At 28.7% G+C, this 8,400-nt stretch carries 5 protein-coding genes and 1 pseudogene; 2 read left to right on the top strand and 4 right to left on the bottom strand.

Going from position 1 to position 8,400, the window contains the following annotated elements; all coding sequences use genetic code 11:
- Together JG677_RS05730 and JG677_RS05725 are read left to right on the top strand one after the other, a co-directional pair.
- A pseudogene (locus JG677_RS05730) lies at positions 1-521 on the top strand (motility associated factor glycosyltransferase family protein); the annotation flags it as partial.
- Positions 503-2,410, top strand: coding sequence for a motility associated factor glycosyltransferase family protein (locus JG677_RS05725; RefSeq protein ID WP_200285634.1), 1,908 nt, complete (start codon positions 503-505; stop codon positions 2,408-2,410). The pseudogene JG677_RS05730 and the gene JG677_RS05725, both read left to right, overlap by 19 nt.
- Before the next feature lie 88 nt (positions 2,411-2,498).
- On the opposite strand, the gene JG677_RS05720 is transcribed toward JG677_RS05725, so the two are convergent.
- The 4 genes from JG677_RS05720 to JG677_RS05705 form a co-directional block, all read right to left on the bottom strand.
- Entirely contained in the window at positions 2,499-4,229 is a 1,731-nt protein-coding gene (locus JG677_RS05720; RefSeq protein ID WP_200285632.1) for a flagellin A, read from the bottom strand.
- Between the two features lie 151 nt (positions 4,230-4,380).
- Positions 4,381-6,105 (bottom strand): flagellin, encoded by a 1,725-nt coding sequence (locus JG677_RS05715; RefSeq protein ID WP_200285629.1) that lies wholly within the window; start codon positions 6,103-6,105, stop codon positions 4,381-4,383.
- 133 nt (positions 6,106-6,238) lie between these two features.
- Positions 6,239-8,056 (bottom strand): motility associated factor glycosyltransferase family protein, encoded by a 1,818-nt coding sequence (locus tag JG677_RS05710; protein ID WP_200285627.1) that lies wholly within the window; start codon positions 8,054-8,056, stop codon positions 6,239-6,241.
- A gap of 168 nt (positions 8,057-8,224) precedes the next feature.
- The coding region (locus JG677_RS05705; RefSeq protein ID WP_267905149.1) for a Rid family hydrolase at positions 8,225-8,400 on the bottom strand (176 nt) is incomplete at its 5' end.

The raw sequence follows: 8,400 nt of genomic DNA, 5'->3' as shown, positions 1-8,400 counted from the left end.
AAGATGAATTATTACTTAAAGCTTATGCAAAAATTATAAAAGCTATAAAACATTCTAATACTTTTAAAAATGATTGTTTAAAAGAATATAATGAAATCAATGAGCTTTATTTAAATTTAGCAAATTTTATTCAAAAAAATAATCAAAATCTAAATTCAAACTCTAATTTAAACGATATAAGCGAAGAAGAAATCAATCAAATGTTAAATATTCTTATACAAAGAATTGATCAAGTAAAAACAAAAATAGAAAATTTAAAAAATTTAAATTTCTTTTATGACATACTGCAAGCTACTTTAATCCAATTTGAATTAAATTTAGCTAGAATTTATGTCTTAAAAGCAAAAACAAAAGAAGATTCTTTTAATAAATCTTTAATTTGGATTAAAGAACATTTAGAATGGCTTAAAATGATATATGCACATATTAATGCATTAGAACTTGCTTTAATAAAAAACATTAAGCCTTTAGAAGAAGAGTTATATAAAAGGGGACTTGAAAAATGGATGGGGCGAAAATAGATCTTTTTAAAAAAAATATAGATGCTTTAGTAGGAGCTAACTATATAGAACTTAAGAAGAAATTACAAAATATCAAAGAACTTAAAAAATTTAATTATTTGTTAAATAAAGATCCACTAGATATTAATATAACAAGAAAAAGTGATTTAAAAACTATTTTTAAAAATCCAAAAGAAGAGCTTGAAGAAAAAATAAAGACTTTTAAAGAATTTGCAAGATATCCTTTTTTTTTCTTTTATGGCTTAGGAAACGGTATATTTTTTAAAGCACTTTTACAAAATGATTTACATAAAAGAATAATTGTTTTTGAAGCAGAACTTGAAATCATTTATCTTGTTTTTCATTGGATAGATTTTGATTTAGAGTTAAGACAAGGAAGATTTATCATAATGCATAGTAAAGAAATGGATTATGTTAAAGCTGATATTCTTTGTTCTTTACCACAAATTAATATTTCTTTTAAGCTTTATGATTTAAAAATTACTTGTGAATTTTATGAAAAATATTATAAAGAAGATATTGAAAAAATGAATGATCTTCTTATGAAAGCTATTACTAATATTGCCTTAAGACAAGGAAATGATCCAAAAGATACTATGATAGGCATAGAACAAGCTATCTATAATTTACCAAAAGTTTTTACTCATCCAAGCTATGATGAATTGAAACAAAAAAGATTTAATAAAAATAAAACAAGTGCTATTATAGTAGGGACAGGACCTTCGCTTGCTAAACAACTTCCTTTGCTTAAAGAACACCAAAATAAAGCCATTATTTTTTGTGCCGATAGCGCTTATCCAATTTTAGCCAAAGAGAATATTAAGCCTGATTATGTTTGTATGTTAGAGCGTGATGAAATAGTAAGTGAGTGTTTTAATAATGATTTTGGAGATTTTGATAAGGATATACTTTTTATCTTAGCTTCTGTAGTAAGTAAAAAAACTATAGATTATTTGGAAAAAAATCATAGGAAATATATGCTTATAGCAAGAGCTTCTACTTATACAAATTATCTTGATCTATCTTCTTTTGGATATATAGGTGGAGGTATGAGCGTATCGCATATGGCTTGTGAGTTGGCCTTAAGATTAGGATTTAAAAATATTATTTTAATAGGTCAAGATCTAGCCTATGCTAAAGATGGGAGCCATCATTCAAAAGGTTTTATTCATGATGATTATCATATAGGAGATTATGAAAGAGATTTTAACCGCTATACTACTATGGCTTATGGAGGCAAAGATATAGTTCAAAGCTCTCAAGTGTGGATTTTATTTAAACAAATTTTTGAAAATTTTTGTGCTGCTAATTCTTATGCTAAGATTTATAATTGTACAGAAGGTGGAGCAAGGATAGAAGGAAGCATAGAAAAACCTTTTAAAGAAGTTTGCAAAGAGCTTTTTATCAAAGAGCTTAAAAAGCCTTTGGTAAAACTTAAAAATCCTAGTAAAGAGCAAAGAAATCATTTAATGTTAGAAAATTATAAAAGAGTTAAAAAAAGCATTACAATGGGAGAAAATTTTTTAAGACATTGCAAAAAAATTGATAAACGTATTAAAAAATTTATTTATACTTCTAAAAGTAGATATAACTTAAATGAGCTTGTAGATGAGCTTGATTTAATTAAAGAAAAATTAAATAAGAAAAAATATATTCATCTTAGCAATGTACTTTCATCTTTATTGTATCATCATAATTTATTATCTTCAAAATTATATGTCCAAAATGTAAACAATGAAAGCGATAAGCAAAATAAACTTTTAGCTTGGGTGTATTCTCATGAGAGCTGGCTTGAAGATATTATTGATGTGCTTAGTGTTCAAAATCAAAGGTTAAAACAAGCTATTATTCCTTTACAAGATATACTAGAAAAAAAGAATTTAATTTAAAAAATTTTTAGTTTTTATTTTTATGAATAATATAAACTTCTTTTAATTTTAATATTTCTAGCTTGAGAAAAAATCTCAAGCTAGAAGCCTATTGTAAAAGTTTCAATACATTTTGCTGTACAGCATTAGCTTGAGACATAGCATAAGATCCACTTTGTGCTAGGATATTGTATTTAGAAAAATTTGCACTCTCTGCAGCAAAATCTACATCTCTTATAGTCGATTCAGCTGATTTAACATTAACTTGGGTGACTGTGATATTGTTGATAGTTACTTGAAGTTGATTTTGAACCGAACCAATATCAGCGCGAATTTGATCAAGATTTGCAATAGCAGTTTCAGCTATGTCCATAACAGCCATAGCACCTTTAAGTGTTGTAACTCCAGCACTTTCTGGTGAAACATCAAAAGCTCCTACACTTACTTTCATAGGGGCAAATTGTGATAAATTTGAACCACTTGAAAAACCACTTCCGGCAGAAACATTGTATACGGCTGAAAGTTGAGAAGAACCAGAAATAACAACTAAGCCAGCACTTGATAAAGCAGTAGAGTAGTTTTTACCACTTCCTACAGAAAATCCACTTCCTGCAGAAAATCCACTTCCTTCACTCGACATATAAGCAGAAATAGAAGAGTATCCGGCTAAAATTGTTCCTTTATTAACGCTACCAAATCCCATAGCATCAGCTATTTGAGGATCAATTTGTCCTTTTGATTCTCTTAAGGACACTGAAGCTTGGGAAATAAAATTAGCAGCTCCAAACCCAGCAAAAGAAAGACCAGTTCCTGTTATATTAATATCTTTTCCATCATTTTTTACTAAAGATAAGCGACCGTAATTTTCTTTCATATTAGAGCTTATAAAAGCACCAGCTCCTATGCTACCTTCTATTTTAATACCGCGTCCATCTCTTGAACTTAAAAGAAGTTTTCCTTCGCTATCGATTGAAGCTTCAACTCCTGTAGTATCTTTTACTGAATTGATAGCTGAAACTAAAGCACCATTTTCATCGCCATCTTTATATTGAATTTGTCCAATTCTTACTCCATTGATTGAAAAGTCTTCAGAAGTAGAGCTTTCTTTTATAGTTGCCATACCATTAGTTTCAACTTTAAAGCTTGCTCTAACACCTGTTTTATCAGCATATTTGTTTATCTCTTCAGCTAAAGCTCCAAGTCCAGTTCCTACTGAAGTTGATATGATAACTTTTTGAAATTGAAAATCTTCTAAACCATTGTAGTTTTTAAGAGTAAATTGAACTTCGCCACTAGAAGTAATTCTACCTCCTGTTTCAAATCTTGTTACACCAATTTTACTTGATTGGGTTGGTCCTATGCTTGCTTTGATAGTTTGATTTGAATTAGCACCAATTTGAAATTCTTGATTGATAAAATTCCCACTTAAGAGTTGTTTTCCATTAAATGAAGTTGTATTTGCGATATTATCAAGTTCTTCCATTAAACGGTTAATATCTGCTTGAAGCATAGTTCTTGTTTTTTGACTTTGACCATCTTGGGCAGCTTGAGTAGCTTTAACTTTGATAGTATCTAAAATTTTAAGTTGCTCATCCATAGCTTTATCAGCGGTTTGTAAGATACCAATAGCATCATTGCCATTATTGATAGCTTGGCCTAAAGTTGCTGCTTGTGATCTTAAAGAATCAGCAATCGCCATCCCTGAAGCATCATCAGCGGCTGAGTTGATTCTAAGACCAGAACTTAAACGACTTAAAGATTTATCAAGCTCTCTGGCATTGACAACTGAATTGGCATGAGCATTTAATGCTCCTATATTTGTGTTTATCCTAAAACCCATTTTTTAAATCCTTTCAAAAATATTGTTCAAAAGGATTAAGCAATAAGTGTTCCAATAAATTTTTTATTTAGATTTTAAAGGAATTAAGATTTAAGAAGTTAAGAAAGATTTGAAAAGTTTGGGAAGATTTTTCCCAAACTTAGAGTTCGTATTATTGCAACAATCTTAATACATTTTGTTGGCTTGCATTAGCTTGTGCCATAGCATAAGATCCACTTTGTGCTAAGATATTTGCTTTAGAGTAGTTTGCACTCTCACTTGCAAAATCCACATCTCTAATTTGTGATTCAGCTGATTTAACATTAACTTGAGTTACTGTTATATTATTGATAGTTGAAGTTAATTGATTTTGAACCGAACCAAGATCAGCACGAATTTGATCAAGATTTGCAATAGCAGTTTCAGCTATATCCATAACAGCCATAGCACCTTTAAGTGTTGTAACCCCTGCAGTTTCATTTGTAACACCCAATACACTTGCTTTAAAAGTAGCAAACTGAGACATATTAGATCCACTTGAAAAACCAGTTCCTGCAGAAACATTATATACAGCTGAAAGTTGAGAAGCTGCTGAAATAAAAGTTAATCCGGCACTACTTAAAGTAGAAGAATAACCTTTACCACTTCCTACAGAATAGCCAGAACCCGCAGAAAAACCAGAACCATCGCTTGACATATAAGCAGATACAGAGGAAAAACTACCTATTATTTTTCCTGAGTTAACGCTACCAAATCCCATGGCATCAGCTACATTAGCATCAATTTGACCTTTTGACTCTCTTAAAGATACTGAAGCTTGAGAAACGATTTGACTGGCTGCAAATCCAGAAGATGTAAGACCAGTTCCTGAAATAAGAATGTCTTTTCCATCATTTTTTACCAAAGATAAGCGACCGTAGTTTTCTTTCATATCAGAATTTATAAAAGCACCAGCTCCTATGCTACCTTCTATTTTAATACCACGTCCATCTGCTGAAGTTAAAAGAAGTTTTCCCTCACTATCGATTGAAGCTTCAACTCCTGTAGTATCTTTTTTAGAATTGATAGCTGCAACTAAAGCACCATTTTCATCACCATCTTTATAAGTAACAGTTCCTATAACTACTCCATTGATAGCAAAATCAGATGATGTAGAACCAGCTTTCACTGCTGCCATACCATTAGTCTCAACTTTATAACTTGCTCTAACACCTGTTTTATCAGCATATTTGTTTATCTCTTCAGCTAAAGCTCCAAGTCCAGTTCCCACTGAAGTTGATATAACAACATCTCTAAATGTAAAATCATCAATACCATTGTAATTTTTAATTGTCATTCCAACGGTTCCGCTAGCAGTAATTCTACTTCCTGTTTCAAATCTTGTTACACCGATTTTGCTTGATTGGGTTGCACCAATAGTAGCTTTAACAGTTTGATTTGAGCTTGAGCCAATTTGGAATTCTTGATTGATGAAATTTCCACTTAAAAGTTGTTTTCCATTAAATGAAGTTGTATTTGCGATATTATCAAGTTCTTCCATTAAACGGTTAATATCTGCTTGAAGCATGGTTCTTGTTTTTTCACTTTGACCATCTTGGGCAGCTTGAGTAGCTTTAACTTTGATAGTATCTAAAATTTTAAGTTGCTCATCCATAGCTTTATCAGCAGTTTGTAAGATACCTAAAGCATCATTACCATTTGAAATAGCTTGACCTAAAGTGTTTGCTTGAGATCTTAAAGAATCAGCAATTGCCATACCCGAAGCATCATCAGCGGCTGAGTTGATTCTAAGACCTGAGCTAAGTCTTGCCAATGATTGATCTAAACTTTTAGCGTTAAGATCAGAGTTTGCTTTAGCATTAAGTGCTGCAACGTTTGTATTAATACGAAATCCCATTTTAAATCCTTTTAAATAAATTCAATCACCTCATGCGATTGTCAAAAGCTATATCGTAAAGCTAAAAAATTTTTTTATATTTTTTTTGAAATTTTTTTAAATATTAATTTCAATTTTTAATTTAGCTTTATTGTTAGCTTGTTTGATAATGGTATTTTTGTATAATTTCATATTTAGTTTTTAAATTTTGTATAAAAAATGTAAGAAATTCTTTATAAGCTAAAATGAGTTGATATAAATGTTCTCTTTCGTCATTTAAATGCATTTTTAAAACTTTAGATATATTAAAACCTCTATTAAAGATTAAAGCCTTGCCTATTGAATCTTCTAAAAATGCACTATTATTTAATATTTCATTAAAATTACTTATATTTTGATAAACATTTTGTAAAAATTCTAAAGGTAAAATAATATCTTTACTTAAGATATTATCTAATGCATCTTTTAAAACTTTAGCATCATTTAATAAATTTTCACAAGTTTGCTTATCTTGTTTTAATTTTTCAAAGAATTTAGCAATGAGTTTAGCACTTCTATTTTTAGTTAAGGGTTTTAAATTTTCAAATTTAGGTTTTTCTTTATGAAGTAAAGTTTCGCAAGCATTTTTAAAAGATACTTCTTTTGTAAAATTTATTCTTGCTCCACCTTCTGTGGCATTATAAAAATTTACTTCTTTATTGCAAGCAAAAAGGTATTCTAATTTGATACGATAATCATTCCAAAGCACGTGAGTTAAAACTTCTCCTTTTCCTCCATATGCTGTGCAATAATTTCTTTCTATATGACTTTCTTTTTCAAATTCACTTCCAAAAACAAAATTTTCAGAATGCGAATTTCCTTTCTCATCATAAGCTAAATCTTGACCTATTATAATGATATTTTTAAATCCTAAAGCAAGAGCTAGAGTATAAGAGAAATGACTTACATGAGTTCCTGTATCTATATAGCCAAAATTATTAAGATCTAAATTTTTATAGAAAGGATCATCTCTTAAGATGATGATTTTATTTGAAATTTTCTTTGCGACATTATGATTTGTTCCAATAGCCAATACATTTAAAATTCTATCATCTTGTTCTTCATAGAAATTTCTTGTTAGATCAGAAAAATCTAAATTTGTTACATAATCAGGCTTGATATCTTCTTTAAGCAAGATGTTTAAAGCTCCATCAGCACAAAAAATAAAAGCTTTATTTTGATATTTTTTAAGTAAAGGAAGTTGTTTAGTAAGTGAAGGTCCTGCTGAAACTACTATAGCTGTATCAAAAGCATTTTTTCTTTGAGCTATAAGTCTTTGAAAAGGAATATTTTCTAACATTGTAGGGATATTACAAAGTACATTATCATAAACTAAAAAAGGAACATCTAATTTATAATGTAAATTTCTAATAAGTAAAGTAATATTTGCTAAGGCAAAATTTAAAATTTGTTGATAGGTTTCATTATGAAATTTTTCATAATAAGAATTGATAGGAAAAAGTTCAAATAAATTTAAATATTCAAAAACACCTTTCATATCAAAAAGCATTAAAAACTGGATATTTACTTTTTCTTCTGTAGTATCTAAAAGATGAATTTTGCCACTACTTAATTCTTCACTTAAATCCAAAATGCTAAGCGCTAGATGTAAAAGTTCAATTTCATTTTCAAAAACAAAAATTCTTTTATAATATGGAGCTAAATTTTTAATCAAAAGAGCATTGGCTATACCATAAAAACAAATAAAAGGATAGTGTTTAGTTTGGGCTAAAAAATTATCAAAAGAGCAATTTAGTTCTTCGCTTATAAAATCATTATCATAAATAAAAGTTTCAAAATTTTTATCATAAATATTAAATTTATTATTTAAAACAAAACGTTGCGATTTTTTATAGTTTTGTAATTTTAAAGCCAAAGGTTCATTAACTCCAGATGCTAGAGCTTTGATATTTTTTTCTAAGATAGAATTCATTTTATACCTTGATGATTTATGGTTTTTGTATCATTTTAGAATTTTACATTTTTATTTTAAATTTTATTTAAAATAATAGATTATTTTTGATTATAAGTTTTTGGATGAATTTTTTTAAATAAGTTTTGTTATATTGTTTGGTTTAAAATTCTAGGAAAATTCCTAGAATTAATTTTTAACCGCTATAACTTCAATTTCAACCAAAGCATTTTTTGGTAGATCTTTTACAGCAAAAGCACTTCTTGCAGGATAAGGAGCTTTAAAAAAGCTTGAATATACTTCATTAAAATTTACAAAATCATTAATGTTAGCCAAAAAACAAGTTGTTTTAATTACATTATCAA

The organism is Campylobacter sp. TTU-622 (assembly GCF_016598965.1).
Classification (GTDB): Bacteria; Campylobacterota; Campylobacteria; order Campylobacterales; family Campylobacteraceae; genus Campylobacter_D.
This window is presented reverse-complemented; position numbering and strand designations above follow the sequence as displayed.